Source organism: Vibrio sp. 10N.261.46.A3 (genome assembly GCF_041472995.1).
In the GTDB taxonomy this organism is placed as follows: Bacteria; Pseudomonadota; Gammaproteobacteria; order Enterobacterales; family Vibrionaceae; genus Vibrio; species Vibrio coralliirubri.
This window is the reverse complement of the sequence record NZ_JBFRRH010000001.1, coordinates 19,555-44,711: the sequence shown is the minus strand read 5'-3', so window position 1 is coordinate 44,711 and position 25,157 is coordinate 19,555. Positions and strand designations below refer to the sequence as shown.

The following is a 25,157-nucleotide window of genomic DNA, read 5'->3' as shown; positions in this document are numbered from 1 at the left end:
GTTCGGAGTTTTTCCCGATGTTTATTAAGGAAGCTTAGCCAATTATTGTTGGCATTGAAGAGTTGTTTGATGGGCTTATTTGGAAACATGTCCTATAGGATAAACGATTCATGCAAAGCAGCCTAGTCGGTTGAGTTTCTTTGTTTTCGGCCGTAGGCCGCTAAGGCGACAACGTCGCCGGTTCATAGTCAGGCAATACGCCGACTTGCATTTCTGAGAGTTTCACAAACACCGTGTAAGGCAGAACATACTTCGCCACGCCCAGAGGACCAAAACCAGGCGCTCGCGTTTGACTGACGCGAAGCGCTTTGCCTTTTGCGGTCTTATGGTGTCCCTCTTCGCTGACTTTCATGACTTCTTTGATGATGCCGTGCTCTTGAGAGAACTGCATCGCAGCCCTTCCCAACTTGCCACGACTATAGTGGTAGCCGTCATTCATCATCACGTTCGGCATGGTGCGCCAAAGTAGATAGAACAAATCTTCCGCGTAACCGCCCATCAATGTGCCAGTGAGCAGCAAACGGTGACGGGTACAGCTCGCTAAGACCTGCATCGCTTGCCCTTGAGCGCTGCCTGCGTTTTTGTACTCGTGCGCTTCATCTATCACCAACCAATCAAAGAACCCCGATGGAAAGTAACGCTTAATGAACTCGCTGGCCTGAAAGTCCCCTTGCCCAAAGGCAAATTGAGTTTTCGCCAGTTTGCGCTCGATACGTTCAGCTTGACGCTCTGTAAATACAAACTCCCCATTTTCATCGAGTAGGTTCACCAACTCATAGATGTTGTCTGCCATGGCTTTGGCGAGATATTGCTCTCCAAAACTACTCAGCAGTCTATTCGCGGTGACCTTGCCGATGGTCGGAAGCGTCTGTAAAGCGCGCTTGACGGTCTCTCCTAGCCCCGATGTCTGCCTTTGACGCTTGAGTGTCCATAGTGGGGAGTGGCAGTGCTGGCATTGCATCTGGCTCTCTGTCGGAAAACGATGAGGCGCAATGGCTTCGTTGTCTTCGTCACGAATCACCTGATAGCAATCAGGGCAAACACACTGCTCAATCCATGCGGTTTGAGCCTGTATGCCGTCGTGCCCCACTTGAAAGCGGCTTTTCTTGGTGTGATACGCTGGCGACCAGTGATAGCCCATGCGCATTCTTACCCGTCCCAATATCACATACTCTGGACCATCATGAGGCTGCGCTTCTCTGAGTTTCAGAAGAGACAACAAGGTATCGGGCCCATTGAGCACCCACACTTTTGCGTTATCCACAGTGTCGAGTATTTCTCGGCGCCATTTGTACACAAGGTGTGGTGGGGATAAGACTAGAAAACGCTTGGCTTTGGCTTCATGATAAGCGACAGCCGTGGCGGCAATGCCCATCATCGTTTTGCCAGTTCCCATCTCGCCATTAATCACCCCCGCAGGGGCTTGTTCATCAATCAATAAAGCGCATATCGCTTGAATGGCATTGGATTGCGTTTCAAACGGGGTGCGTTTTAATGTCGATAGGATGGCTTCTCTGTCAGGGTGACTTTGAGTGAATCTCGGTGGGTGAGCTCGCTCGATGTTGCTGAGTAAGCCTTCTCCAAACTCTTCAATGAACGTCGTCAGAGGTTGCGCTTCTAGGGCATCGGTTGAGGTTTGCAGTGTCGTCATGGTCTTGTCCTTATTCGTTAAACGTCAGGGGCAATATGCCCATTTGTATCGCGTCGCTGATGAGAGGCTCGATATCTTCAATGGGAAGAGAAATCTCTGTCCCATGAACGCCAAAACTCGGTAGTGACTCGATGTACTCTGCAAACAATCCTTCAAGCGGTGCCTTCCACGCGTCTAAAAGCGGTAGATGACAAAGCTGCTTCACCACGGGCCAAAGTGCTGACCAGGTGTGAGGCGATTGATGGATCAAGGTGAGGGATTGCGGCTTTGGTTGAGTGAGACTGTCGTCCATCAACCAAAGGTGCACCCATTCCCCGACCACACTGTATTTGTCTAGCCTTGCCGTCTGCTTTTTCAGCGATTTAGCATTGGCAAAGTCCAACGTGACGGTGTTGTGATTGGGTAATCGTACACTCTTTACTCGCAGCCCACCCTCACTGCTGGGCAGCGTGAGTGAGGCGAGAAAGTGTTGGATCATTCCATCTCTTCCCCAAAGGGAAAGAAATTGCACTTTGTTGTCTGATGAAATAACAAAGCCGTCCAAATAAAGGCCGTCTTCCCACTCGATCAGTTGATTGTTGTTCATGGTGTGTCCTTAAATAAAAAAAGACGCACCCCCAACAGGAAGTGCGCCCTGTTGGGTGAATGGTTATTGGTTTACTGAATCATCACGATCTTGCCAAAGTCTTGCCCCGGCGTGACGTTAATGGCTCGAATCAAAGGCACAAATTGGTCAATGGTGGTGGTGACGACTTGCGCCCCCTCTACGCTGGTTTGCGTTTTCTTGACCTTCTGTGTGCCCCCTTTGACTAATAGCTGCTTGGTTCCATCATTACTGGTGACCCGTCCTGAGATTTGCCCCGCCGCCAATGACAATGACAGATGCCAAGGGGACAGTCGCTTGAGTGGTCTGGGTACCGATTGCCGATTAGGTGACTCAAAGGTCATGGCAAAATGACGCCATAATCCCTGATGCTCACGAAAGGCTTGCGATAGCTCACTCATCTCCGGTCTGACTTTTTCAAAACGAAAAGGTCGCTGACTTATCGGGGTGATACGATACCGTCGCTGCCCTTGCATTTTGCTCAGTCGGCTTTGACCTTCTCCGACCTTTTGAAGCCGTTCCGCCGTCAATTGACGTCTCACTTGGTGCTCTTCACCGCGCATATCTCGCTTGAGGCCCAAAATGACCACTTGTTTAAAGCGATCGGTTTCGGCGGCAAAAACACTCACATCGTCCAACCTCAGTGCTAAATAGCGACTGAATGCCGGACTTAATGAGGTGTAGGGAATGACCAAAGCCAATAGCCCTCCTCGCTTGAGTGTGGGTAACATGCGCTGCGTAAATTGCATCTCTAACCGCGCCATGGCGCGTTTTTGAGGCACTTCGGTTTCTGATACCGTGTCGCCGTAGGGCGGGTTGAGAAACAAAAAACTCTGACTGCCCGCGCCAATGACCGTATCAAACGCATTACTGTGTAAAACGCGATGCAGGGTTGAGCGGGCTAATTGCGCCCTTTCTGCATTGAGCTCTACGCCAAAGGTGTCAATGTGACTCTCGGCCTCTCCTTCAATCTCACGAAGAAGTTGCGCCATCGCCAGTCCCTCACCGCAACACGGGTCGAGAAAACGATGGGTTCCTGGTGTGCAGATGAGAAGCTGCGCTAATTGACGCAATGTCGCTTCATCCGTTGGGTAGTAACCATCTTTGAGATAGTTTCCCGCCACTCTTGGGTGCATGACTGCCATGGTTATGCCTCCTCATCCAAGCCAATACGGATCCAATGTTGCGATTTCGGCTCAAACTGCCAGAGTCGCTGTCCATGGACTTCTCGTTTCAAGTAGCGAAGTTGCTGCCCCATTTTCTCCCGCCCAATTTCGGGCGTGAGCTTAACCAGTGCCCCAATCTCCTGACCTAAAGGCCAAAGCTCACCAAATAATGCCGCCATGCCGCTCTGTTGCTCGGTTTGAGGCTCACAAGTTGGCTGTGGTGGCGCGGATGTCACTTCTGCTTGTTTGGCTTGGTGCTCTTCAGCGATAGGGTCGGCTTCAAGCGAGTCAGGCTCAATGTACCTTTCCTCATAATCTTTCAGCCAAATCCCCGCCAGCTCAGCGCGGGTCTCAATGATGAAACGGTGTCGAGTTTGATAGCTGCCCGAATAGATGCGTTTGAGACCAAACGTTCCTTGGTAGCTGCCTTCGGCGTATTCATCTAAGAGTCCATCTCGAATAGCGAACTCTCCGAGTTCACAGTCAAGATGCCCGACATTGAATGGCCCGTAGCGGCCTGTGATGGTTTTGACGCTGAGCGTCCCTTGAGTCGTGACCATGCGGCCTCCTGTTAATACAAAAACAAAAGGCCTCCCCATAGGAAAAGCCTTTCCTATGGGAAGAGTGGTGGTGATTAATGGCGTCGGTGAGAGCCCGACTCCGTATCAATCACCAATTGGGCGCCTTGCTCACAAGGTTCAAGGGTAGCCACTAAGTGTAAAGGTTGATGGAGATAAACACTCCCCTTGGATGGCGGCTTTGCCACTACGAAAGAGACCGTTTGAGCGTTAGGTATTCGCATGAAAGCGCGTTTTGCCAAGGTTAATAATTGGCGTAACTGGCTCTCTGTTGAGAGTGACAGGGCGCAGTCATGAACTTCTATCGCTTCAAACCAGACGTGTTGTGATAATCCAACAAATTGAGCGTGAATACCGACAGCGTGCGCGTTATCAGTGACGTCAATCCAATCGTTTTGATGCGAGCTGGGTGTGACGATGATATCGGCGAACGTGTGGTGTGAGTGTGTATCCATAAGATTATTCCAAAAAAAGGGAATAATCTTCACCTATCGGGAATGTTATTCCCGTAGGGTGGTGTTGAATTGTAGGCCATAACCAGGTGACGTTAACCTGACTACGTTAGCCATTGCCGAAGCAATGATTTGAATTCCCTCCAATCTGACTGGGTCAGACCGCGACACGCTTCCGAGAGGCATTTAAGGCTTATTGAGGCCGTGTGCTTGATACCGCTTAACGTGGGTAACGAACGTATTAAGGGCATTAACGATAGCAAAAAAAATGGGTTTGTAAATGAAAAGATCCATTAAATACCAAGAGTCGTTTAAGTACATTATTAATGTTTATTGATTGGTTTTAAGGGTTTCTTGTGTCTCTTATGTGACCTTTGTGATTTCTATTGGTGTTTTATTGTACTCTTAAAAATTTAAGTTGAATTTTTGGGATTTTTAATGTATCTTTTTGTGGTCTTTGTGATTTCTTTTGGAGTTTAATTATGTCAAGTATGATTATTGTGGCCGATGATGGTTCCACATCCGTAAAGTTAGCGTGGTTTGATGAAGGTGAGTTAAAAACATTTACATCATCCAATTCTGCTGAGTTTGGGAAAGGCTTTTCAGAGGATGGTGGTCGCAATTACACTGTCTTTGATAAGTCTAACGGCGAAACTACTTTCTGTTTTATGGAGAATGCAGATTCAATTAGATCTAAGAATGAAAGATTTCAATATGATGCACATTCTGTAGCTTCAATTCACCACGGGTTACATAAAGCAGGTATTGAAGGTCAAAATGTTACTTTAGCTGTGACTCTTCCATTGTCTCAGTATTACAATGGTACACGCATTAATGACGAGAACATTAATAAAAAGAAAGCCTCAATTTTAAGGCGTGTAGAGTCAGATTCAAAATCAAAAACAAATACGATATCTGATGTGGTTGTATACCCTGAAGGGATCCCAGCTTGCTACCCTAATTTAGTTAATGAAAAAGGAGTGGCGCTAGTTGATGAGGAAGAGTTAACTTTCCTTGCTGATTTTGGTGGAACAACGCTGGATCTTTGTCTTTTCTCTGGTGCGGCATCTGACATATTAAAAGCTGAATCTTTTAGCTTGGGGATGTTCGATACTTTTGATGATGTAATGAGGGATAGTGGAATACCCAAGCGCCGAGACTTGATTTTAAAAAAATTACTCGAAACAGGACAAGCTTCTGGAGGTAAATTTTCAATTGATAGATATCAAACAACTCTTCCAATAATGAAAAAAGCTCAAAATCTTATTCTTGATTTTCTAGGTGACGACCTTCGGTTGCTTTCTAATTGCTTCTGTATTGGTGGAGGGGCTGATTTACTTTCAAAAAATCTTGAAAAAATCGAAGGGATTACTCCAGTGGTAATTGATAACCCTGTTGAAGCGTTAGCAAGATCTATTGCTTCAATTATGGAAAAATAGTGAGGCACATCTTGTATGGCGACAAAAAAAGGACCTCAAATTTATTTGAATGATTCAGATCCTGCTGAGAGGCAGATTTTTGAATGGTCAGAAACATTAGGGCGAGGTAGAAAATCATTAGCAACCATTGAGGCTATAATTGCTGGGCGAGCTATCGCACAGGTTTGTCAGCCTATTGCTGATTTACTTGTATCTGCCTCTCGACGAGGGGAGAGCGTGTCTCTTGAGCAGTTAAGCGATTATATTAGGTTGTTTAGTCAACATGAGAAAAACAACCAAGCAGTTGATATTCTTGAAAGAAGCGGTGAGAGTGAGCCTGATGAACCTTCCCAAAAAACAGGCTTTAACAAATTAGGTATGTAGATATAAAGGCGCCTGTAAGGTCGTCGCATGTTACAACTAATTCTAAAAAGGCACTGGTTTAGCTCAGTGCCTTCAACAGTAAGGAAAAGGCATGATTAAATTTTTAAAACGTTGGTGGTACCACTACTCGGTCGATAAATCAAAGCGTACGGTGGAAGAAGATCAAGGTATGCAGAGGGGTGTTGATTGGGATGAAGCTATAGCTAGTGGGGTTGAATATATGATTGAGCAAGAAAACCGGCGACGTCGTTACGACTAGAGCATTATGGTTTTCGACCATTCCTGGGGCGATGCCTAATTCATCGTAGATCAATCTTGTGGCCAACGCTTTAGTGTTGTGTCAGTAAGTACCACCCGAGCAAGCTCGGATGGCTACTAATTATTTTTTCTCTTGTTGACTTTTTTGCAGGGCGCCGAGTGCGAGGTCTTGGCCTTGTTGGGTTGTTTTTTGAATGCCAGATGCAAAGCTCTCAATATTAACAGCACTAGTTTTGTAGCCAGCATAGCCCAAAAGACCTAGCCAAACAGAGCTGACGGCGACATAGAAAAACATCAACGCCATGCCTAGGATGATGTCGTCCATCGTGTTATTGACCATGGTAATGGGGTTGTAATTTTGATTGGCAGTGTACAATATCTCCATCAAGTGCGTTTCTAAGAAGCGCGCTATCTCCCACCACATCGTTAATGTCACCAGACCAAAGTAAGTCACGAGCAGTGAAGCAACCACGTTGATGCGATAGAGACTAATCACGGTCACGATTGGGGCCGAGACCACGACCACCATCAGCAACATCGCTTGGATCATCGGCAGCGCTTCACGAACCACAAAAAAGACTGGGCCTGATAGGGCGTGACCGATAATGGCTCCCGTTGAGCCAGCGGTAAAGTTCCACGCACCGATGGCGGCTGAGCCAAGATTATTATCAATTCTCTGACCATAACCATGAGACACCGCCCCTTTGTGTTTTTGGTTACTTGGGCTTAATACGCGCTCTAGGTACATATCTAAGCGCTCTTCTGGTGTGGAATCACCGCGCAGCAATCGCTCAAACACACCACGCTTTTTCACTAGGTCTTCGGTGACGCCTGGGTAATTATTCGCAAGGTCAACGTACAAGCGGTATTTCAGGCCCGCTGGCTTTGTTGGTACTCTTGGGTCTTTCTCGGTGGTTTCCCACCATTCGTCACACATAGGGTAGGTTTTGCGCGTATTGATTTTGTCGTTATAGCGAGAGGTCTGTTTTGGGTCGTCTCGCTCTGACTTGTACGGGAAATCATACACGGGCTTGTCTGATTGAATTGTCGTGTAGCTTGCCCCTGGCATTTGCGGCCTTGGTTTAAAGAAGGTGCGCCCTGCAATCCAGTGAGCATCCACAAAGTCTTCTTCTGTGGCTTCACCAATACGCGCGAGTGTGTTGAGTGCCACTTTCGCTCGGGTGTAACACTGCTCATAGAACATCTGCACTTCTTGTTTGAGTACAGGGCTTGTGATGTTCGCATCATCAAGTTGCAGCATCGTGCGCGTGATATCGCCTTCACAGGGGATGGAGGCCGTCATGCCCGTGTTTATCCCTTGCGCAAGGCTATGCACCAGCCCCCATAAAATGGGCGTGTAAATCGGTTTTCCATCTACCAAGGTTTGATTTTTCTCTGAATGTCCACTTGAAATGGACACGCCACACTGCTGACTTAAGCTTTCATTGAACGTCAAGGTTTGCATGCTGATGGGCACGGTCGGCATCGTGGCAAAAATCAACACCAGGCCAGCCATCGTCAGTCGGGTGACGGTGCGGTTCATGGCGAGTGAGGCTTTATTGCCTTCATCGGCCCCCTCTTCTGTGGCGGTTATCCATTGGTCGATAACAATAACGAAAAAGAGAAACACAACGATGCCTGACACGTTCAAAAAATACCAAAACTGATTCGATAAGTACCAAGCCTGAGAGAGCAGCGTTAAGCTGAGTAAATCTTGCATAATCATAGTGTTTGATTCCTTAAAATAGACGCCAAAGCAGGGTTAATTCATTTGCGGTGATGGCACTAATGAGTAGCGCCCAAATGCTGGGTGTTGGACGTTTCTTTCGTAATAGGTAGGCCAAGGTGAGCGAATACAGCGCCGTACGAAAGAGCAGTGTCGTTACGTAAAGCTTGGCATTAATGGCTGGGAGCTCATTGAGTAAGAAGTAATACGAAAAAAAGAGAATCACGCTAACGATAAGGCCGAGATAGAGCCATTTGAGCGGTTTATTGCGAGTCATTGGAGCTTTCCTTATTAGTGGTTAAGTCTTCATTCAAGAACGCAGAGTTACGCTCTTTTTCTTGGATGGTGCTGTTGTTGCGTTTCTGGTAATGCGCCTGCATGTACCGCGTCGCGGTTAAGCTGCTGATGGTTTGTCGGGCTTCGGCTTCAAAGCGAAGGGCATTGATTTCGTCTTCCAAAATCGCCACAGAGTCGTTAATGCTCTCTTGGGCGGGTTTGTTTTGAGCGATGTAGACCTCTTGCTTTCCAGCCAGTAAAGCGCGTCTCGCCATGAGCGCCTTTTCAATCGTGTGGGCGAGTGCCAGCTCAGAGGTGATGCGCTGCTTAGTGCCCGTGGTTGCTTCCCCTTCTGAGAGCGCTGTCACGAGAGCCAGTGGGAAGTGTTCGCTTTCGGCTTTGTCGGTAATGGCTTGCTCTAGCTCTTGCGTTAACGCTGTATTGGCAGTGACGACTTCGGGTGACAGCCCAATCCCTGCGGTGGATTCCACTTGGCTTTGGTCAACACCGGTTTGAACGCTTTGACTGCCTACGACGGAGGCGACCCACTCAGAGAGCGCATCGGGAGAGTCCCAGAAACGGTATAGCCCCGTCTTCTCTTCGTCACCGTTGGTGCCTGTGCCACCCCCTGTTTTGGCGAGCATCTCAAAGCCCACAATGGCGCTGTCTTCGGTGGGTTTGATGGTCGGCTGTCCTCGCCCGCCCGCACTGATGCCGCCTCGCCAGGTGATGCCTGAGTTACCCATGTCATCAAGCACACTCTGCTTGGCCTGCACCGCGTCCCCGCTTTTTGCTTCTTTTGCCCAAAGCTCGGCTTTGGCTTGAGCGTAATAATCGCTATTGGCGATGGTCTCCCCCATGGTTTCGGTCATGGCTTCGCAAGAAGTCAGAGCGTCATCAAAGTCAAATTTGCCTTGCAGTACGCCGTTGGTCAGTAGGTCGTACAGACCTGGGTCTTCTTTTTGAATGAGGTAACCAGGCAGAGAGGCCACCGCTGAGGTGGCGCTTTGCATGACGTTTCCCATCATGTCTTGAAACCCCTCGGTGATGCCGTTGAGCTGATTTTCGACGGTCAGTTTTGGGTCCAGTTGTCCACACTGCAAATTGGCATCCCAGCCCAGTCCGAGTTTGGCGGTTTTGATGTGGTCTTCACGCGCAGGGAGAGATATCACTGGGCCCCCTCCAATGGCGTAGTCCAATACATCGGTTTCTCGCGCGAACGCATTGGGAATGAGCGTTAACCCGCTCACTATCGAGAGGGTCAGTAAGGTTAAGGTCGGTTTCATGGTTATTCTCCTACCGAAAAAAGTAAGGTGGCGCCGAGTCGTTGGCAGCCCGTGTAGGTGCGCCAGACTGCCCAGGCGTACTGCCCTGACTCCGACTGTTGGTCGGCGTAGGGGTCATGCAGCGATAAACTGTCATCAAATTCAGGCCAAACGTGCGCGCTCATCTCCATCTTGGGATAAAGGCGCTGAAAGGCGGTGTCTGTGGAGTCAGGGCTAAGTGGCTCTGGCGGCCAAAACCCTGTGCGAGGCCGTTGCTCAACGGTGTGATACAGGCGAGTCTCCCCTTGCCTGGTCACGATGTGCTGCGCTTTATACGCCGCAAGGGCGGCGGATTTAAACGGGTGGCGCTGCGTTGAAAATCCGCCTCTTGGGTAGATATCGCCTAGCGTGCCCAGCTTGCTGTCAAACGGGTTGTAACTGTCGAGCTTGAACATGTCAGGGAGATTCCATCGCCACCCAATGGGGTCAATACTGGATAGGTAATAGGGCATCAGTGAGAGCACGTCAGAGCGCAAGAAAAATCCCGTTCCAGCCAGGGTTTGATAGACGGTATCGAGCCCTGGGTGGCCTATCACATCGACATTTTGAAACGTCATGATGACGTTATCGAGCCCCTCAACACTGCGTCTGGTGCTGCGCCCTCCGTTTTTCGATAAAGGCAGTGAGGGTATAGATAGTCCCACGGGTTGCCAGGTCGCCTCGCCGACTTCTGGGTAGCTCATCACCACCGTTTCAGGCAGGCGGTGAGACACTAAGGCGGATTCGGCGGTGACGCACCCCGCTGGGGTGCAGGTCATCCACAGGCACATCCCTTTCACTTGATAATTCAAGCAGTCAGGGCAAGCGCTACTGGCGATGATTTCAGGGGTGCTTATCGCCCCCGTTGCCATCACAGGTAAGGACAAGCTCACCATCAGACAGGCACTCGCATAGCGTTGAGCTTTGAATCTCATGACCAGCCCTCGCCTTGGTAGGACGCTCTGGCGTCTTCTATCTCTTTGGCTTTGAGGAGCGTGGCTTCCAGCTCCGTAATGCCATGTTTGTCCATTAATGCTTGGCGCTTCTCTTTTGAGGGCGCATCGGTTTCACCAAGTGCTAGATAGAGTGCGGGCGGTACAATGCGAAAACGCTGAAAAATCGTGTTGTCTTGACCCAATATCACGCCCTCTTTGAATTTATGCTTCTCTGAGGTCATCGAGCGAATCAAGTTCTTTTTCTCTTCCGAGAGCTTTTTAAAGGCGGTCAAGTTGCCGAGTTCATCTTCGCCCATGTTGAGTAGCATCCACCACTCCGCGTTGTTGAGCATTTTCTTGGCAATGTCTGGGAAGTCCGCAATGTCTTGCGTGGCAAGCCAGAACCATGCGTTGAGTTTTCGCCACATCTTCACAATTTTGACCGCGTAAGGCGCCAGAAGTGGATTGGTGGAAATCAGGTGCGCTTCATCGGTCAGCGTGACAATGTGACGCCCTGTGTATTGGTCTCGCTCGGCGATGGCGTTGATGCGGTTAATCAGCGAGATATACGCGGTCGCCATTTGGGCTTCATACCCTGTTCGAGCAAAGAGCTTTAAATCAATGAGCGTCACGTCAGATTCAGGCCAATCCAGCGCTTCCTGGTTGAAGATGTTTCCTTCCATGCCTTGACAAAATAACGTCATGGCTTCGCCCATAGCGGCGGCGCGAGCGCGTCTTTCGGGTGTGCGAGAGGGTTGCTCACTAAACGTCATTAAGGCGTTCATCACGTGCTCAGGACGAACTTGGCACTGCTGGCTTTTACATTGCTGAGCGGCATACACTATCGCCTCTCTGACCATCGCTGCATCCGCGCGGCGATAGTCCTGCATCTCCTGCTCATCGCCGCCCGTTATCATCAATCTCGCCATGATTTCGAGCTCACCCAAGATGTCGCGCTGCTCATCAAAATCACTGTCGTTATCGTTCAAGTGCTCAATCTCCACATCCAACTCATGCTCCGAGAGCATTAAGTCAACATCCGGCTCGATGAGTTGCAGGGCATCAGCGAACGGCGCCATTAACGCTTTGGAGTCCGCGCCGATACTGACGCGGTGCACCGTTAGGTTGTGGTGCTCACAAAAATCCGCCATCAGACCAAAACTGTTGCCCGCTTCGATGATGAAAAGTCTCGGTCTGTGCATGGCCAGTAGGCGAAGGCAGGTGCCCACTAATGTGGCGGACTTGCCTGAGCCCGATGGGCCAAACAGGTTTAAATGACCGTTAGACTTGTAGTCGGTAAGAGGGTCAACGCCAAACAGCTCCCCACCTCGGTTGAAGTGTTGTAGCGTCAGGGCGTTGGTGCCATTGGCGCGCCCAAATAGCGGAGAGAGCGCCAATAAGTCATGCAAGAAATACCAGCCGCAGTACCAAAATCGCGCATCATCCTGATAGTGGTAGTTCATCGGCAGCCAGCGCAGGTAGCTATCAAGCGGAGAGACTTGGTCACTGTTTTGCACAAATCGAAGTGCGAGCCCGTCGCGGTTAAAAGTGTCTCTTAGTTGGTCCGTGGCAGCATCTATCGCCTCAACACTTCCCCCCTGAATGTAAAAGGCAATTTGCCCTCGCCAAAGGGGCTGGTGTTGCAATTCATTGGTGAATTGGGCGCAGCGCTCTCTGACTTCAACCAGCTCCGCCTCATCCCCTACCGCCGCTCGGCTGATGGTGTTGATGCGCTCTTGGGCTTTCTTTTTACTTTGAGGGACAAGTGTCATGCTCATCATGGTGCCTGGCGGCAACTCATCAAAGACCACACTTTGGGGTTTAGGCTGGTCTTCATGCTCTGATACTTCACCAAAGACCGCACCCGATAGAAAGTGGTCGCTGTCCCATCGCTCTAGCTCCATGACGCGGCAGCCGACTTTGCTTTTGCCCTCAAACCACCACAATCCATGCTCTACATCACTTCGGATGCTGGAGCGAAGTAATCGCTCTGAAAAGTCTTGGTCAATGGGATTGCGCTGTTTGCGATATTGAAGTGTCTCCCCTGCCACGCCCGATGGATTGAAAAAGGGGCTTAACCATTCAAACACAGACTCACCACTGCTGGTTTTGATGGTGATGCCTGTCCCTTCCATGCTGGACGGGTTCATTAGGGTGCGTCGTATGCTGCGCAGTTTGTGGGTGTTTTTCTCAATATCACTGTCGGTCTCGGTGTCAGGCAGCCAACGATAGATGGCCATTTTTATTTGTCTGACTCGGCCTCGCCACGGTCGATTTTCAACAGAGAAAATACCCTGCTCACGCCCGATGAGCTCAAAGTGGCGACGGTCTTCATCCAGTACCGCTTTCGTGAAATTATCCACCACTCGGGCGTTGCTCAATAGAGCTTGATGAACCTCCCCAAACCCCGCGATATCACGAGCGAAAAGTTGGATATCCACGGGTTGTCGTCATCCGTGCAGGCGCTGCTGAGGGTGTGGCTGACTTTTCGTATGGCTCGGTCAAGTGCCTCGTTGTTCTTGCCTTCGGTTTCTGTCGGTGTGATATCAAAAAACGCCCCGACCGAGCGCCCATCTTCTAATAGCGTGAATCCTCGATTGCCGACCTCGACCCAAGGCAGCTTGGAGGCAAAAGAGTTGGGAATGTCATAACAGAAAGGCTCGCTTTCTGTGGACTTTCCTTCTGTGAAAAAGTGAGCGAAGGATTGAAATGGGTTCGGCAATGGCATACGCGTTCTCGTTGAATAAACAATGAGATAACGATACCAACTCCCGATCGAGAGTCACGGATTAGACGGCACGAAAATAGTAGAAAAATAGTGCTGCCTAATTCGTGACATTTTATGTGTTTCATGCTAGGTAGTGTATGAGCGAGGTTAAAACTCGAACCTGGCAGCTCGATTGAAGCGAGTCACTACACACAAAGAGGGATGAGAGGTTCTTATGATGTCTCCAAATACTCGTCGTTTGCTCGATGAGGCAAAAAAGAAAAACAAGAAGAAAGTATCTGCCAATAGCTATGTCGTTGGTATGAGCGATGATAGCCGAAAAATTCACCTGAAAGCCACTTGCCGTCGTGTGATGCGCACAAACAAGAAAGCCATTGAGTTGTTAGCCGATAAATGATCACCACTCTATCTATAGAAGAAGTGGTTGACATCCACGACACGATCTTAAATACCGCCCCTGGTCGTGAGGGGTATTATGGGGACAACAAGCTTGGTGGAGCAATTGGCCGAATAGACAATGCGGTTTACTATGGTGGGCTGGATGATGTTTTTGACATAGCAGCGCTTTACATTGAAGCCATCGCTATGGGGCACTGTTTTGTTGATGCCAATAAACGCACCGCTTTTGTATCTGCGATCACCTTCCTTGAGTTCTACGACATTACTATTCCTGATGAAGAGAATTTGGCTTGGATGGTAGAAGATTTCGTGAAAAGAGACATCGCTCGAGAAGAGGTTTCCGCTATTCTATCCAGTTTGGCGATCACAAACGATGATTAAGGGCTAGCGGCTCTTTTTGACAGTCAATCACAAGAGGAAAATAAATGAAGCACGATAAAGAGTTGGAGCGATTACGGCGAGAGCGTCGCCATCTGTACCGTTCCCTATTTTTACTGGGGGTGGTGATGGCTATCTGTACACTGGTCTTTGCTATTATCGGTTAACAAAAAAGCCACAAATCTCTCTGTGGCTTTTCGGACTACATTCTATTAGTTGAACCAGCTTGACGCTTCTTCTTCTTTGGCTTTCCCTTCACTTTCCAAAGCCGATTTCACACCTGATGAAATGTTGCGGTTCGAGTCTGCGACAGATTGGACTTGATCCGTTTCTGCCTTAGAGCTGGCTAGCTCTGAGTCAATAACATCACCTTCTCTTGCGACACGCGTTTTTTTCCGTTCGAGTTCTAAACGCATCTCTTCCAGTTGCATTTGGCGCAGCTGATCTTCAAACTCTTGCTCTCTGTATTTGTCAGCGAGCCTTTCTGACTCAAGCGTATCCACTCGGTCTTGTTCTGCTTTGAGTTTGGCTTTGTCGCGTTCTTTTTGTGCTTTTATTTTCGCCATCCTTTCGTCATAAGCTTTTTTTTCAGCAAGTGCTTTTTTTCGAGCCGCTTCTTGTCGAGCTCTTGCTTGTCTGGCGTTTTCTTCTTCTATTTTTTTCTGATTATCTTGCTCTATTCCCTTTATGGCATTGAGCTGTGAGTCTAGATTCGCATGGGCATTAAACCCAATTGTAGCAATGATAATGCCATTTAAAAGTGATAACTTTTTCATTTTTAACCTTCGACTGGACATGCTGCATTGGGTTGGATGCGTGTTTCATTCTTTTGGGTTGTAATCACCAATGCCGTGCCTACTTTGAATTCACACTCAAGACCCACCTGTGTGCTTGTGTAGATTTCATTATCTTCAGAATATGTAATAGAAACCGCATCCACAGTTGCTGTGTCTGAGACGGTGGATCCAGCTAGCCCCCCTAAAAGCCCTCCAGCTAGACCACCTACCGCTGCTGTTTCTGAATTTTTCCCTGAGCCAATGGCGGCACCAGCAATGGCGCCAAATAGTGCGCCTCCTTTTGTGGCTTTCTCTTTTGATTCTGAGTTATCTAGAGTTACCTTCGCAGGGAGTACCGCGATTATTTCGATGGTTTTTGCTGATTGTTTTGTATTTAACTGGGCGGCTGTATAGGTTGATGCCTTGTGAGACTCTCCCGTTGTTTGACAGCCCGTAATAAATAACGATGTTGTTACTAATGCGATGATGGTTTTTTTCATGGTTTGTTCCTGATATGCAATGAGTTCGGCTGAATTATAAATGGGATGTTAATTTTAAATAGTTCAATTGTTTTAGAGTGTGACGTTGTGATTGTTTTATTTGGTTTGTTGGGGGGGGGGGCGTTCAGATGGGGCATCTCTACACTGGTCTTTGCTATTGTCGGTTAACAAAAAAGCCACAAATCTCTCTGTGGCTTTTCGGTCTGCATTCTGTTTCTTTTTCTACATTTTGTAATGAGCTCGTTCATAGAGCGGGAACACCGTGGTGTAACCAGGTACGGGCAGTTGCCCTGCGCGATGCGGCATCACATAGAGCACGATATCAGGGTTAGGCAGCCTCTGAAAAAGTTGCTGATGCTCTCGATAGCTGTCTCTGGCGTAGTCGCTCTGCTTTCTTGCCAGGGCGCTGGCATCAAGCGCTCGCTCCCTTTGAATGGATGAAGGAGACGCGTCAGCGCTGCGCCCAGCTCCCATCTCTTCATTCCACACTTGCTTTACATTGGTATCGGGCTGAGGAAGCACCGCTTCTTGGTTCGTTGTGCAGCCAGATAAGAATATGGCAACCAAAGCGGCATGTTTAAGGCAGCGCATACGCTCCTCCTATTGATGATGTTGGGTAACGAACACGCTTTGGCGTCTCAGGAAGGCTTAACGTGATTGGCGTTCTTAGGTGAATGGCCGCCTTTACGCCAGGTGGTACATAAACGATGTCAAAACTCATCCCCATTCGTGATTGAATGAAGTCCGAGACGGTCTGGGCGCTGGCTGCTGCCGCTTCGGCAGTGGCATTTTTCGCCGCGTTGCCCGTGACTGACGAGGTGGTGGTGCTGCCATCGACACTGACGGTTTGTTGTGAGACCGCAACGGCATTCGCAGCGGCTGTGGCGGCATCCAACAACCCCTTGGTGGTTAGATATTGCGGGGCGTTGCTGATGCGCTCTCCCGTTAAACAAGGGTTGCCATTCACGTCTGCCAGAAACCCGAGGTCATGGGTTTTAATGGTGCTGCCATCAAACTCCCCATCGACGGCTTCTTCTTGGTCGGGGTAGTTCACCATTTGACCGTCCGCCAAAATGAACGTGAGCGTTTCGACCGCCCCGCGAACGCACGACAAGCTCCAATCGCCCGTGACGGTGCCCGTTACGATGGCCCCTTGTACGTCGGGTAAAGTTTGCCCATTGGCGAGCAGGTTTTCGGCTCCGATAATCATCGAAAAGGGATAAGGGTCGGTCACTTGACCATCCATAGGCACCCGCCCCATCAGGGCGGTCATGCTGACGGCATCGGATAAAACCGCGCCAGGATGTAATGAAAAGAGCGGTGTGGAGGAAAGCGTATCTTCGCCATGCTCGTCTTTCCATTCACTTTTATCTTGAGAGGATGAGCTGGACGCTGGGCGAATGAGCGCGCCCTCTTCGTCGTAACGGGCGTCAAGCGGATCTATCCATAGGTACGCTTCGGGGCGTGTATTGGGCGTTGTGGTATCACTGTGCTCGGTTTGCACGGTTGAGCACTCGCCTAACCCTAATGCGGTGAGCTCTGGGTCACAATGCGCCTGCCAATCGGACTCAACGTGGTCATTCCCTTGGTGTATCGGGGCTTGCTTGTCTTTCAGTTCTTGCGCGCCTGCTTTCACTCGCGCTTGAAGTCGGCTCATCTCTTCGGTGACCGTAGAGAGCATGAAGGCGATTTTCTCCGTGCTTTCTTGTTGTTGCTTCAGTGCGGTGGCGGTCTTTTCTTGCTCTTTTTGGTGAGCAGCCTTCAGCGCTTCAATTTCTTCATTTCGGTGCTTGATGGTCGCCGTCAGGGTGCGAAGGGTGTCCCCCGAGCCATCCTCAAAGGTGTCGCCAATTAAAGTCTGACCTACGGCATCAATGACCACCGTCTCCGAGGTGTCTGTTGAAGCTTCTGGGGTGGCTTCAACGTCTTTCTCCTCTTCTGGCGAGCCAGTGAAGGAAATCGCAATCACTGACAGCAGTGCGGTGCCAACCAGCATAGGAAGGAGTTTGTTGCCTTTTACCATGCGCTTTCTCCATACAAGTAGTCTGACAGTGGTCCTGGCGTGACGATGAACACCGTGGTGTTGTCCGTCTGCTCGCCTTTTGCCCCCAAAGTTGGGTGCGCAAAGCTCACGGAGCAGCGCTTGAGCGTGCAACCTTGCCCTAGCGTCACCTCTCTTACGTCTAACGTTTGTGAGCGTGTGTCTTTTGATTTCAAAGCAATGGCGGTGACCACGGTGTGGTTGAGTCGCCAAGCGGTGATGGGCTTGGCGCTCACTTGCCAAAGCGGAAAGGTGGACAGTGCCATCTCTTCTGGCAGCGTCACAGGAATGCGCTGCACGCCAGGGAGCGGCTCAATGGCGTAGCTAGGGCTATAAAGCGATTGCATCGCATGTCGCACGAGCAGTGTCGCGTCATCCATTCCCAATCGCTCTGAGGGTTGAATCGCTTGCGATTGCGGGGCGCGCTCAGGTCTGGACGCGTCACGCTCAAACTGGATGGTGACCGTATCGGGCTCATCGGTTTGTTCACGGGCACTTAATTGGATTAACAATCGACTGCCGTCACTGAGTCTCTCCACTTGCAATCGAGAGGCGGGAAAGGCCTGATTTGCGGTTAAGTAGAGGTGATTATCCAAGCTGAACGCCTCCACTTTCTGGATGAGTGATTTAGGCAGCGCAAGGCGCACAGGCGCCTCAAAGGTGAGCACCATCTCTTTGTTCACGCTGAGAGAGACGGGCAAAGGGCGTCCATCCCACTGCATCGCGCGAGGGGTTTGGGCGTGGCTGAACGTCGCCACCAAGCAAGAGAGGATAAGAAGCCAGCGTGTCATGACGCCTCCTTATTGGCAAATTGGACGGTTTTTGGCGCGCTGTCAAAGCAATCGAGTGCCAGTCCCCAGGGGTTGGCATTGCGGTCGATGTCGTAACGCACCACTTTCAATGGCCAGCGAATGATGTTGTGTTTTACCAGCTCGTTGCTGACGTACTCCTTGAGCTCTAGGTCGGCATTGACCACCCAAGCGTCTCGCCCCTTTGATATCACGCGTTGCTCATCAAAGCCTAGGCTGGGGATTTGTGACAAGCTGCGCTCTCGGCCTGACAACTCACCACGGGTACGTTTTTGGGATAAATCTTGCTGCAAAGTGCTGAAACACTGCGGGGTCAAATACGCGCGATATTGATGCAAATTTTGCTCGTAATCGACGGCGCCTTCGTTGGCCCATCGGTTGATTTGCGTGAAGATTTGCACACCAAAGCTGTAGACGTTGGGCTTGGGTACTTCCCACCAAGGTTTGGATGTGCCAGAAGTTAGGTCTGGCGGTGTATGAACAATGATCCCCTCACCCGCCTGATGCCACCCCCAGAGCGAAAACAGCGCCACACTGGTCACGCACACTAGGGCGACGCGAAGTGAGCGGATGTGCGCGTCTCGCCCAGAGAGCGCGCTTCGTAATTTGGATTGAGTCATGCCACCTCCTGACGGTATCCGAGGCAAGTGATGGGACTCTCTTGCAGGGATTTGAGCAGTGAAAAGCTCACCGAAGGGCCAAAAAATTGCAAAAGGTCAAACTCATCATCGAGTGGTTCGGTGTGAGCGGGCGTTTGATTGTTTGGGTGGATATGGCCTATCCAGTCGTCGTTGACATCTTGATAGAGGCGATAGGTGGCGTTTGCATCTTGATGCTGCGCCAAACACTGCCCTTCAAATTGAACCTGGCTGAACCCAGGTTTTTGCGTGCTTAATACAATGGTGTTCATGCTTTTTCCTTCTGGCCCAGTACGTGAATGTGCTCAATTCCCGCCTGTTTGAGCAAGGCGGTTAAGTATTGGCGATGGCGAAACGGCGGTTTGACGTCCGCTTTGTCGGCGTATTGCCAGCAGGCGCAGGTACGGTCGTAACAACTGCTGTCGCCAGACAAAATGGTTTCGACGGCGAGATAGTGCCCATCATTGGCGAGGTAAATCTCCTGACGCACATGGCGAAAGCGCTCCTTATCTTGAAAGGCTGACGTCGTTTGATGCTCTGGCACGGTAAATTCGGCGTAGCTCATGAGCCAGCCGTGAAGCAAGATGGACGCTTCTCCCGTTGTTGGAATGATGTCGTAGACAATACTTGGGCGCTCAGGGGCGCTGTTGGTTAATTCAGTCATGGTGCACTCTCTTTCTGGCCATTTTCTCTGAGCGTAAGGTGTAGTGCTCGGGATGAAAAAAATGGTGCCACTTTTGGGCAAAATAAAATCGGCAATGTTGCTCTTTACGTTTGGCTAAGGCGCTGAGCAGGCGCTTGGGCAGAATGACGGGGGATATCACCCCTAAAAACAGGGCGCTAAAGGCCACTATCCCCCACCCTGTGATTAAGGCGACGGGAATGCCGACACTCCCCATAATGAGAGTGCCGACCAGCGTCACCAATCCAAGCTCTGTGGTGTTAAGCCCCTTGTAAAACGGGGGCTTAACACAGAGGAGGTCCACTTGTTTCATTAGACGCCACTTAATACATCAAGGCCGTAGTTCAGTCCCCAAACGGAAATGAGCAGCAGCACCGCGCCAATGACGGTATCGGTCAGCAAATCTTTTTTGGTCTTTTTCCCTTCTCGCGTCTGGTTGTAGATGTCCCACACGTGCCCCAAGAAGTAGATGGCACAAAATGCCAAAAAGACCGTGCCGCCATAGAGCAAGATGTCATAGGCGTAGTTAAGGACAACCTCCAAGATATTGTCGCTGTCGCCTTGCGTTGGGCTGGTATTGGTGGGGATTTTCGCCAATGCTGGGGCGCCGATGGCGCCCATAACCGTGAGTGCCGTGCGAAGTGAAAGGCGTTGAAGGCTCATTATTGTTGTACTCCATAGAATGAAAATACGTTGATTAATAGAAAAATAAACAGGGCTTTGAACAGTAAGCGACGAAAGTCTTCTTTGTTGAGCTGACCGCGCTTCATGCCTTTAAAGCCGCCCCACGCTGTCCAGAGCACCCAGCACATCGTCACAGCCACACTCACGAGGGCTAATGTTGTACTAACGTCATGCAGCGAAAAACCAGCGCCATGCTCAAAAGCGGCGTCTGGGCTAAACTCATTACTCATGCGCACTCCGTTGTCGATAGTCGCCAGATAACGGACGAAGTGGACGGGCTTCTGAGCGCTCAGGAGAGAGGTAAACGGCAATGCCCGATTCAATGTCCGCTAAATCGGCTCTCAGCGCGTCGTAGTGAAACTGATGCTCGATGCGGTAGTCGGCTTCTTGCTCGGCTTTGTCAATGAGGTAGTGAAGCTTGCCAAGGTGCGCTTGGACGAGTTCAAGTTCGGCGCGCTCCCCTTCTGCGCTGGCCCATGCGCTGGTTGCGAGTAGCGATAACAGCACGCAGGAAAGGCGTGGTTTCATGTCGGTTTCCTTGTCGTTGTTCGGTCAGGAAACGATAGCAAATTCAGATCGAGAGTCACGGATTAGACGGCACGAAAATAGTAGAAAAATAGTGCCGCCTAATTCTTGACTTTGATGTTATGTGTGGTAAGGGTTTGTTTGTTGGAGGTTGAACTTCATTGCATTAATAGTGGTAACGGCAGGAAAGAATCGTTATGACCTTTTCATCGATGGCGTAAACCAATCTATTGGTATCATCAATACGACGAGACCAAAACCCTGACAAGTTTTCCTTTAACGGCTCCGGTTTGCCAATCCCCTCAAAGGGTGAGCGCTTTATGTCGAGGATCAGCTTGTTGATGCGTTTTAATGTTTTCTTGTCTTGAGTTTGCCAATAGAGATAACCCTTCCAGGCTTCGTCTGTCCATGATAGGAGGTGTGGCGCATCATTCATCGATCAGCGCTCGCGGCATCGTTTTTCCAGCGCGATACTGCGCAATAGAGCGATTGAGGTGCTCCGCATTTTGAGGTGAACGAAGTAAGTACACCGTTTCCATCAAGCTATTGTAGTAATCTAAAGACATAACGACGGCGTCCTCAGAATCACGACGAGTAATGACGGTTGTGTCGGCATCATTCACCACACCATCAAGCACACTCTTAAGACCGTTCCTCGCTTCTGTAAAAGAGACAATTCTCATAAATACTCCAATATGTACGTGTTATTGAACAAGTATAGTACCACTCAATGATGTGTACAATAAATCGTCCATGTTAATGGTTGCACTAAAAAAACTTCTTATAGCTGGCGACGGTTTTTTGAAACAGCCAGCTGAGCACAACAAGGTTGCTCATCAGTACCCAATGGATGGGGAGCGTGATGAAGGCTGGTAGAGCCAGCCAGACGTAACCACCGATGATGGCTACGATGGGCACTAACCGTTTGGCATAGTAGTGCACCGTCTCCGTTTCCCTTGCGACCTTGGCAATGCGGCGTTGTCTCACCACCAATCCATCAATCAAGGCCAGAGTCATGACCAATACAAACAGAGGGTAGCTGGCAAACAGCATGAGAGCGCGCAGTGCGAGCCCCATCAGGACGTACACCGCCCCCTCCCAGTACGGCTGCATCCACTGCGTTCCTCCTTGAAAGTCCACATTCAGGTAGGTAATACCTTGCAGCAAGATGTCATTCAAATGCAGCGTCATGGAGGGTGACAACGCCAAGGCGTGAGTCAGGCCGTCCAGCAAAGCGACTAACTGTTGATGTGCATGACTGCCCACCTCACCGAAAAAGCCTGTCCATTCGATAACAATTAAGGCTGCTGAGATAATGGTGAGGTGCTTGAGCGCCACAAAAGGCCAGGCATGCCAAGGCGTGGGTTGGGGTCTTTGTGGGGCTTTATGCTCGGGCGTCTGTTTTTTCTCATTCATGGTTCAGCCTCGCCAGAAAATCGCTCGCACTGAACGCTGATGTGATTTCATCCTCTGGTAGCGATGGCTCATCCAGCCCTGGTAATGAATGAGGGGTTGGGGCAGCGAGAGACCATACGTCGGGAGTGAGACGCTCAGTCTTGCCTTTCATCTCGCTCACTAAGTAGTGAATGGATTCTGGTAGCCCTTCATCTCCGACACTGCTTGGTAGTGGAAAGCGCAGTTTCCAATACTTCGCCCCTTCGAGCTCCGCATACGCTTGACCAATGGGAAGGTTGGTCAGGTCGCTGTCTGAAATCAAAGGCACTTCTTTGGATTGCAAGGTGTCTTTGTTGGTCGATTTAAAGCCCGTTAAAGTGCCAGGTGCATCACTGACGCCCGTATCGGGTACAATCTCTTTAATTGTGGCCATTTTCATTCTTGACGTCATAATTTGCGCGGTTTTGAGCTCTCTGACTCGAAGCGTGATTAAGGTGTTGAAGTTCCCCTTGGTCTGCCCTGCTTTCGCGGCGCTGCCGAGCCTGGCTTCGATGTCGGATTCGGTTTGCGTATAGGCCGTCACCACGAACTTCGCCCCTCTGGCCTTGTTTAGAATGGGGATGAACTCATCCCCAATCAGCTCGTTAAACTCATCGGCGTGTATCATGATTTGTCTGGGTGGTAGGTTGAGGTTATCAAAGCCAGGGGTGTTGCCGAATTTGTAGATTTCCCCCGCCAGTGAGCATAAGTCCGCAAACATGCTATTGCCAAAGGCCGCTGCAACGGTGGTATCGGATAGTGCATCAAGCCCCACGTAGACCACGGCGTTTTGGTTGATGAGCTCTCGCCAGTCAAGCGTGGGTCTATCATCGTGCGCTCGATGTTTGGGTGAGATGAGGTCGGCCGTTTTGCCAGTTCCGAGTTTTTCGAGCAGCGGCAGCAGTGACGCTACGATTTTGTCAAAGTAGGTTTTGTCGTATTGAATCGCGCTGCGAAGCCCTGCTAGAACGTCATCATCATTGGGGTAGGCTTGGAAGTAGGTTTCCAGAGCCACTACTCTTGGGTGTCGGCCTTGCAGATGTTTGGGGGTGTTGGTCTCATCCACCTGCGTTTCCATTTCCATCACCCACTCTACTGCTTGAGGGTGATAACTGGGCAACATTTTGATGCAGTAGTCCATGTAGAGCTCATCAATGGCGGTCACGTAGCGCTGAATTGACGCCATGTCTGGCTTGCGCCCCAGTGCCTCTTGCGCCCTGGCAATGATATTAACAAACCGCCAAGCGAACTGCTTAAAAGCGGCGCTGTTGCCACTGCCCTCAAGTTGACCTGATACGCGGGTCGCTACCTCGGTGATGCGATTGAATCGCCCAAGAGGCGAGTAACGCCCGCTTTGGTCTGGGTAACCAAGGTGTAGAACGTAGAAGTCATCCAAGCGCCCTGAGCGCAGGCACTCGATGTACATGCGAAGCAACATGTCAGCATCCCCTTTTGGGTCAAACACGAACACCACATCTCCGCGGCGAATGTCTTGCGTCACCAAAAGCTCTGCAAGGCGTGTTTTGCCTACCCCTGTCGTGCCGAGCACTAAAGTGTGGCCCGCTCTGGCGCTGCTGGGTAATAAACAGTCTCGCTCCTCTTCCAATCCCACGCCGTGAAGGCAGGTGTCTCCACCCACAGGCGGTCTCGGTGGGGCGGGGTTGAGCTTTTTCAGCAGTGGATTGAGTGCGGTGAGCGTCCCTTCCTTGAAGACCGGTTTGGCTGACCAGAATCGTCCCAATGCGTGATGTTCGTATTTGGCTTCTTGCGCCCTGGCAAAGTGGTATAGCGCGCTTGGGGTCACGTAGGGCTCAGCACCAATCTGACGCGTATCAAACAGACGCTGGGCGTGACGGGGTAACACCTCAAACCCTTTCCCTAGAAAAAGCTTATCTTGGTAGACAGGCATATCTTGAGAAGGCATAGCCCAATAGGGCAGCCGCATGAGCCCTTTCTGATATCGGCGCAGGGTGCGAGCTTGATGTTCGCGTAGGGCTGCCAGTGACAACATGCCCGCCGCCAGCGCTGTTGCGCTGCCCGATGTCAGCATAAACAGCGATGGCGCGCTCAGTAACCAGCACGCCGACACCGTGAGGGCGATAGCGCTGTATCGCTCCTCGGCGGGGCGAAGGAGTCCTTCCATCATCTCACCACCTCCTGGGTAGGAAAAACCAATCGCGTGTTGTGGGTGGAGGCAAGATTGCGCTGAATCAGCGACATCATCGCCTGCTCAGGTCGAATGGATTCCACCAAACACTGCTCGATAAGGGTTAAAATCAACGGTGCAAATTCCGGTTTGGCGGTAATGCCGTGCACTTTGGCGACAATCTCATGAACATCACACTCTCGAAGCGCGTGCTGTTTGATTTTGGGTGTAATGAAATCGTGTTGTGGGGGTCTCATTGCTTGAGCTCTCCTTCATGTAATAAAACGGGGTAATGCGTGATTGAAAAAATATCAGCAAACTCATGCCCTTGAATCGGGTACATCGGCAGGTCGTAATTCATTAGTGCTTGAAGCTGAGAGACCGTGCGCACATCCACCACAATGCCCTTAGCTTTAATGCGCGCGAGATAGTCACGGTGGCGTTTGAGCCAGCGATGCGACATCGGGTCTGCGCCGACAATGAAAAGCGGCTGCCTTATCGTTTGCTTTAACGGTCGCTTATGTACCTCGCCTGGGGTGAGCGAAGGGGTGCTGACGGGCAGCATGGTTGAAAAATCTCGCGCACTGACGTTAGGGGCTGCGTGAGCTTGACTAAAGTGAGCCAGACTGATGAGTAAAAAAAGAAAACGGTACAAGTTGGACTCC

The 25,157-nt window shown here is 50.3% G+C and carries 34 protein-coding genes; 5 read left to right on the top strand and 29 right to left on the bottom strand.

From position 1 onward, the window contains the following. Nucleotides 1-160 precede the first annotated feature (160 nt). From AB4484_RS00320 to AB4484_RS00300, 5 genes are all read right to left on the bottom strand, one after another. Nucleotides 161-1,651: an SNF2-related protein gene (locus AB4484_RS00320; protein WP_372075922.1), complete on the bottom strand. Its 1,491-nt coding sequence runs from the start codon at nt 1,649-1,651 to the stop codon at nt 161-163. A gap of 10 nt (nt 1,652-1,661) precedes the next feature. Continuing rightward, nucleotides 1,662-2,237 carry a hypothetical protein gene (locus AB4484_RS00315; RefSeq protein WP_372075920.1) on the bottom strand — a complete coding sequence of 192 codons (576 nt, stop codon included), beginning with the start codon at nt 2,235-2,237 and terminating at the stop codon, nt 1,662-1,664. A gap of 71 nt (nt 2,238-2,308) precedes the next feature. Then, nucleotides 2,309-3,400, bottom strand: coding sequence for a DUF6094 domain-containing protein (locus AB4484_RS00310; protein WP_372075918.1), 1,092 nt, complete (start codon nt 3,398-3,400; stop codon nt 2,309-2,311). Nucleotides 3,401-3,402: 2 nt separating this feature from the next. Next, a complete protein-coding gene (locus AB4484_RS00305; protein WP_372075916.1) occupies nt 3,403-3,981 on the bottom strand; it encodes a DUF3275 family protein in 579 nt (192 codons plus the stop codon). 74 nt (nt 3,982-4,055) lie between these two features. Beyond that, the gene (locus AB4484_RS00300; protein WP_372075915.1) at nt 4,056-4,454 is read right to left on the bottom strand and encodes a hypothetical protein; all 399 of its coding nucleotides are present in this window, start codon (nt 4,452-4,454) and stop codon (nt 4,056-4,058) included. Nucleotides 4,455-4,933: 479 nt separating this feature from the next. Between AB4484_RS00300 and parM the strand changes: the two genes are divergently transcribed. The 3 genes from parM to AB4484_RS00285 all read left to right on the top strand — a co-directional run bounded on the left by parM (nt 4,934) and on the right by AB4484_RS00285 (nt 6,512). Then, nucleotides 4,934-5,890: a plasmid segregation protein ParM domain-containing protein gene (parM, locus tag AB4484_RS00295; RefSeq protein ID WP_372075914.1), complete on the top strand. Its 957-nt coding sequence runs from the start codon at nt 4,934-4,936 to the stop codon at nt 5,888-5,890. A gap of 15 nt (nt 5,891-5,905) precedes the next feature. Further along, on the top strand, nt 5,906-6,253 hold the full coding sequence (locus tag AB4484_RS00290; RefSeq protein WP_372075912.1) for a hypothetical protein: 348 nt from the start codon (nt 5,906-5,908) through the stop codon (nt 6,251-6,253). Nucleotides 6,254-6,344: 91 nt separating this feature from the next. After that, entirely contained in the window at nt 6,345-6,512 is a 168-nt protein-coding gene (locus tag AB4484_RS00285; protein WP_372075910.1) for a hypothetical protein, read from the top strand. Between the two features lie 120 nt (nt 6,513-6,632). On the opposite strand, the gene AB4484_RS00280 is transcribed toward AB4484_RS00285, so the two are convergent. The 6 genes from AB4484_RS00280 to AB4484_RS00255 are packed head-to-tail and all read right to left on the bottom strand — an operon-like array spanning nt 6,633 to nt 13,480. Continuing rightward, complete coding sequence (locus tag AB4484_RS00280) at nt 6,633-8,237, bottom strand: conjugal transfer protein TraG N-terminal domain-containing protein (protein WP_372075908.1); 1,605 nt, start codon at nt 8,235-8,237, stop codon at nt 6,633-6,635. A gap of 13 nt (nt 8,238-8,250) precedes the next feature. Further along, on the bottom strand, nt 8,251-8,514 hold the full coding sequence (locus tag AB4484_RS00275; RefSeq protein ID WP_372075906.1) for a hypothetical protein: 264 nt from the start codon (nt 8,512-8,514) through the stop codon (nt 8,251-8,253). Continuing rightward, nucleotides 8,501-9,799 (bottom strand): integrating conjugative element protein, encoded by a 1,299-nt coding sequence (locus AB4484_RS00270; RefSeq protein WP_372075904.1) that lies wholly within the window; start codon nt 9,797-9,799, stop codon nt 8,501-8,503. Before AB4484_RS00270 ends, AB4484_RS00275 begins: the two co-directional genes overlap by 14 nt. A 2-nt stretch (nt 9,800-9,801) precedes the next feature. After that, nucleotides 9,802-10,752 carry a TIGR03756 family integrating conjugative element protein gene (locus AB4484_RS00265; RefSeq protein ID WP_372075902.1) on the bottom strand — a complete coding sequence of 317 codons (951 nt, stop codon included), beginning with the start codon at nt 10,750-10,752 and terminating at the stop codon, nt 9,802-9,804. Then, nucleotides 10,749-13,193 (bottom strand): conjugative transfer ATPase, encoded by a 2,445-nt coding sequence (locus tag AB4484_RS00260; RefSeq protein WP_372075900.1) that lies wholly within the window; start codon nt 13,191-13,193, stop codon nt 10,749-10,751. Before AB4484_RS00260 ends, AB4484_RS00265 begins: the two co-directional genes overlap by 4 nt. Continuing rightward, a complete protein-coding gene (locus tag AB4484_RS00255) occupies nt 13,130-13,480 on the bottom strand; it encodes a hypothetical protein (protein WP_372075898.1) in 351 nt (116 codons plus the stop codon). Before AB4484_RS00255 ends, AB4484_RS00260 begins: the two co-directional genes overlap by 64 nt. Nucleotides 13,481-13,694: 214 nt before the next feature. On the opposite strand from AB4484_RS00255, the gene AB4484_RS00250 reads away from it, so the two are divergent. Then, nucleotides 13,695-13,877 carry a hypothetical protein gene (locus AB4484_RS00250; RefSeq protein WP_372075896.1) on the top strand — a complete coding sequence of 61 codons (183 nt, stop codon included), beginning with the start codon at nt 13,695-13,697 and terminating at the stop codon, nt 13,875-13,877. Next, nucleotides 13,874-14,260: a type II toxin-antitoxin system death-on-curing family toxin gene (locus AB4484_RS00245; RefSeq protein WP_372075894.1), complete on the top strand. Its 387-nt coding sequence runs from the start codon at nt 13,874-13,876 to the stop codon at nt 14,258-14,260. The genes AB4484_RS00250 and AB4484_RS00245 overlap by 4 nt, the downstream gene beginning before the upstream one ends. 209 nt (nt 14,261-14,469) lie before the next feature. Here the strand turns inward: AB4484_RS00245 and AB4484_RS00240 are convergent, their stop codons facing one another. The 18 genes from AB4484_RS00240 to AB4484_RS00155 all read right to left on the bottom strand — a co-directional run bounded on the left by AB4484_RS00240 (nt 14,470) and on the right by AB4484_RS00155 (nt 25,147). Then, nucleotides 14,470-15,033, bottom strand: coding sequence for a DUF5384 family protein (locus AB4484_RS00240; RefSeq protein ID WP_372075892.1), 564 nt, complete (start codon nt 15,031-15,033; stop codon nt 14,470-14,472). 2 nt (nt 15,034-15,035) lie between these two features. After that, nucleotides 15,036-15,533, bottom strand: a complete 498-nt coding sequence (locus tag AB4484_RS00235; protein WP_372075890.1) for a hypothetical protein — start codon at nt 15,531-15,533, stop codon at nt 15,036-15,038. 222 nt (nt 15,534-15,755) lie between these two features. Then, nucleotides 15,756-16,124, bottom strand: coding sequence for a TIGR03751 family conjugal transfer lipoprotein (locus AB4484_RS00230; RefSeq protein ID WP_372075888.1), 369 nt, complete (start codon nt 16,122-16,124; stop codon nt 15,756-15,758). Continuing rightward, entirely contained in the window at nt 16,111-17,556 is a 1,446-nt protein-coding gene (locus AB4484_RS00225; protein ID WP_372075887.1) for a TIGR03752 family integrating conjugative element protein, read from the bottom strand. The genes AB4484_RS00230 and AB4484_RS00225 overlap by 14 nt, the downstream gene beginning before the upstream one ends. Continuing rightward, nucleotides 17,550-18,365 (bottom strand): TIGR03749 family integrating conjugative element protein, encoded by an 816-nt coding sequence (locus AB4484_RS00220; RefSeq protein WP_372075885.1) that lies wholly within the window; start codon nt 18,363-18,365, stop codon nt 17,550-17,552. The genes AB4484_RS00225 and AB4484_RS00220 overlap by 7 nt, the downstream gene beginning before the upstream one ends. Then, entirely contained in the window at nt 18,362-19,003 is a 642-nt protein-coding gene (locus tag AB4484_RS00215; RefSeq protein WP_372075883.1) for a PFL_4703 family integrating conjugative element protein, read from the bottom strand. The genes AB4484_RS00220 and AB4484_RS00215 overlap by 4 nt, the downstream gene beginning before the upstream one ends. Continuing rightward, nucleotides 19,000-19,293, bottom strand: a complete 294-nt coding sequence (locus AB4484_RS00210) for a hypothetical protein (protein WP_372075881.1) — start codon at nt 19,291-19,293, stop codon at nt 19,000-19,002. Before AB4484_RS00210 ends, AB4484_RS00215 begins: the two co-directional genes overlap by 4 nt. After that, a complete protein-coding gene (locus AB4484_RS00205) occupies nt 19,290-19,685 on the bottom strand; it encodes a hypothetical protein (protein ID WP_372075879.1) in 396 nt (131 codons plus the stop codon). Before AB4484_RS00205 ends, AB4484_RS00210 begins: the two co-directional genes overlap by 4 nt. Continuing rightward, the gene (locus AB4484_RS00200; RefSeq protein WP_372075878.1) at nt 19,678-20,016 is read right to left on the bottom strand and encodes a hypothetical protein; all 339 of its coding nucleotides are present in this window, start codon (nt 20,014-20,016) and stop codon (nt 19,678-19,680) included. Before AB4484_RS00200 ends, AB4484_RS00205 begins: the two co-directional genes overlap by 8 nt. Further along, a complete protein-coding gene (locus AB4484_RS00195; protein WP_372075876.1) occupies nt 20,016-20,366 on the bottom strand; it encodes a TIGR03745 family integrating conjugative element membrane protein in 351 nt (116 codons plus the stop codon). The genes AB4484_RS00200 and AB4484_RS00195 overlap by 1 nt, the downstream gene beginning before the upstream one ends. After that, nucleotides 20,366-20,617, bottom strand: coding sequence for a DUF3262 family protein (locus AB4484_RS00190; RefSeq protein ID WP_372075874.1), 252 nt, complete (start codon nt 20,615-20,617; stop codon nt 20,366-20,368). Before AB4484_RS00190 ends, AB4484_RS00195 begins: the two co-directional genes overlap by 1 nt. Continuing rightward, nucleotides 20,610-20,894: an RAQPRD family integrative conjugative element protein gene (locus tag AB4484_RS00185; protein WP_372075872.1), complete on the bottom strand. Its 285-nt coding sequence runs from the start codon at nt 20,892-20,894 to the stop codon at nt 20,610-20,612. The genes AB4484_RS00190 and AB4484_RS00185 overlap by 8 nt, the downstream gene beginning before the upstream one ends. 184 nt (nt 20,895-21,078) lie before the next feature. Next, the gene (locus AB4484_RS00180) at nt 21,079-21,348 is read right to left on the bottom strand and encodes a Txe/YoeB family addiction module toxin (protein ID WP_372075870.1); all 270 of its coding nucleotides are present in this window, start codon (nt 21,346-21,348) and stop codon (nt 21,079-21,081) included. Then, the gene (locus AB4484_RS00175; RefSeq protein WP_372075869.1) at nt 21,341-21,595 is read right to left on the bottom strand and encodes a type II toxin-antitoxin system Phd/YefM family antitoxin; all 255 of its coding nucleotides are present in this window, start codon (nt 21,593-21,595) and stop codon (nt 21,341-21,343) included. Before AB4484_RS00175 ends, AB4484_RS00180 begins: the two co-directional genes overlap by 8 nt. Nucleotides 21,596-21,680: 85 nt before the next feature. Then, nucleotides 21,681-22,328, bottom strand: a complete 648-nt coding sequence (locus tag AB4484_RS00170; protein WP_372075867.1) for a DUF4400 domain-containing protein — start codon at nt 22,326-22,328, stop codon at nt 21,681-21,683. Continuing rightward, nucleotides 22,321-24,492, bottom strand: coding sequence for a type IV conjugative transfer system coupling protein TraD (gene traD / locus AB4484_RS00165; RefSeq protein ID WP_372075865.1), 2,172 nt, complete (start codon nt 24,490-24,492; stop codon nt 22,321-22,323). Before traD ends, AB4484_RS00170 begins: the two co-directional genes overlap by 8 nt. Beyond that, nucleotides 24,489-24,749 (bottom strand): hypothetical protein, encoded by a 261-nt coding sequence (locus AB4484_RS00160; protein WP_372075863.1) that lies wholly within the window; start codon nt 24,747-24,749, stop codon nt 24,489-24,491. Before AB4484_RS00160 ends, traD begins: the two co-directional genes overlap by 4 nt. After that, nucleotides 24,746-25,147 carry an integrating conjugative element protein gene (locus AB4484_RS00155; protein WP_372075861.1) on the bottom strand — a complete coding sequence of 134 codons (402 nt, stop codon included), beginning with the start codon at nt 25,145-25,147 and terminating at the stop codon, nt 24,746-24,748. Before AB4484_RS00155 ends, AB4484_RS00160 begins: the two co-directional genes overlap by 4 nt. Nucleotides 25,148-25,157: the final 10 nt, after the last annotated feature.